The sequence below is a fragment of the Streptomyces sp. NPDC089915 genome (genome assembly GCF_040684675.1).
Classification (GTDB): domain Bacteria; phylum Actinomycetota; class Actinomycetes; order Streptomycetales; family Streptomycetaceae; genus Streptomyces.
Window position 1 is genome coordinate 1 of the sequence record NZ_JBFBGN010000352.1, and the last position, 1,640, is coordinate 1,640.

Below are 1,640 nucleotides of genomic sequence, written 5' to 3' on the forward strand. Positions count from 1 at the left end.
CGCCTCGTATAGCCAGTACCAGCCAGACGACTGGTACCGCTGCCAGAACGATCAGCAGTAGACAGCACGGCAGCGGGGACGGCCCCTTGAGGGGTGGCCGGGCTTCTATCTGCGGGGCCACTCGGCGCACGTCGTCGGCGTGATACCACGTCTTACTGGCGGACCCGGTAGTGGTCATCCAGCTGTCCGTACGGACCCGTACTCCGTGGGCCAGCGCATTCACATACACCGAGCGAGCACCCACGCCCGGCCACAAAGTGCTCACCTGGCGCGCCGTCAGCCAGACGCCCTCGAACTCGCCAGCCATATCGTGCCCCTCTCCCGGCAGCCAGTGACACAGCATCACGAACTGTCCCATGGCCAGGCGCAATTCACCCCTCCCATCACTTCTCGGGGTTCCGACGCACCGATCCGCTTCCCGGGGTCTGACTGCCGCCCGGCCCCCATCTCACGACGACGTGGTGGAAGACCGTCAGGCAGTGTCCGATGGCTCTTGCCCGGGGTGGTGGATCCACCGCCGCTCCGGGCAGGAACTCGTCATGGCACGTCGGCATGAACTGACGAATGCTCAGTAGGAACGACACCGCCGGCGGTCGGCCGACGGCACCTGGTCGAGGATCCTGCGCGCTCTGCAGGCCGGAGCCGACGCCACCGCGCTGGACACGGACGGCTCGTGGGCGGTGAACGCCGACTCGACCACCTGCCGGGCCCACCAGCACGCAGCCGGAGCACGCAACACGCCACCGAAGGACCACCCCGAGAAAGGGGCGGCACCCGTGGGGACGAAGATGGCCACGAGGCCCTGGAAGGCTCCCAGGACGGACTGACCAGCAAGATCCACCTACTGGCCGACGACCGCTGCCGGCCCCTGGTCCGGCTGACCTCGCCCGTCCAACCCGGGGACAGCCCGATGTTCATCCCGCTCATGCGGGCCCTGAACATCGCCCGCCGCGGGCCCGGGCGTCCCCGCACCCGGCCGGACCGGGCCCGCGGCGACAAGGCCCGCACCACCTGAGGGGGCGGCTCCCCGGACCTCATCGCCGGGAAGCCCGACAGGGCGCGTGTTCACGCCGACCACGGTCCTGCCTCAGGCATGGTCTGGGCCAAAGGGGCCCTCTCCTATCGGTAGTTGAGCTCCGCGAGTTCGGTGGCCAGGCGGCGGCGCAGGGCGGGGACCCGCGAGGCGACGGGCAGGACGGCGTTGCGCGCGGCGCGCAGGGCCGGGTTGCGGGTGGTCGCGACGCGGGTCATCCGGTCGGTCAGGGCGACCACCCTCAGGGCCACGGGCCGGCGGCGGGCCCCGTAGCCGTCGAGGTCCCCGTCGGCGAAGGCGCGGCCGAGGGCGTACGCGTCCTGGATGCCGGTGTTCATGCCCTGGCCGCCGGCCGGGCTGTGCACGTGGGCGGCGTCCCCGGCGAGCAGCAGCCGGCCGGCCCGGTAGCGGTCGGCGACGCGGTGGTGGATCCGGAAACGGGAGGACCAGGCCAGCTCGCGGACGGCGGCCTGCCCGGGCGCGCGCTCCTCCAGCAGGCCCCGTACGAAGGCCAGGTCCGGTTCGGCGGGAGCCTCGGCGACGCTCGCGACCACCCGGTAGTGCCCTCCGGGCAGCGGGGCGATCACGGATATCGGAAGAGCACACC

2 protein-coding genes and 1 pseudogene are annotated in these 1,640 nt (G+C 71.8%); 1 reads left to right on the plus strand and 2 read right to left on the minus strand.

The window, feature by feature from the left end; translation table 11 throughout:
* Positions 1 to 358, minus strand: a 358-nt coding sequence (locus AB0O29_RS35730; protein WP_365160552.1) for a hypothetical protein, incomplete at its 3' end; no start/stop codon positions are given.
* A 438-nt stretch (positions 359 to 796) separates the two neighbouring features.
* Between AB0O29_RS35730 and AB0O29_RS35735 the strand changes: the two are divergent.
* Positions 797 to 979, plus strand: a pseudogene (locus AB0O29_RS35735) (IS5/IS1182 family transposase); the annotation flags it as partial.
* 140 nt (positions 980 to 1,119) lie between these two features.
* Here the strand turns inward: AB0O29_RS35735 and AB0O29_RS35740 are convergent.
* Positions 1,120 to 1,640 (minus strand): FAD-dependent monooxygenase (locus AB0O29_RS35740; RefSeq protein ID WP_365160555.1); only part of this gene is annotated, 521 nt, incomplete at its 5' end.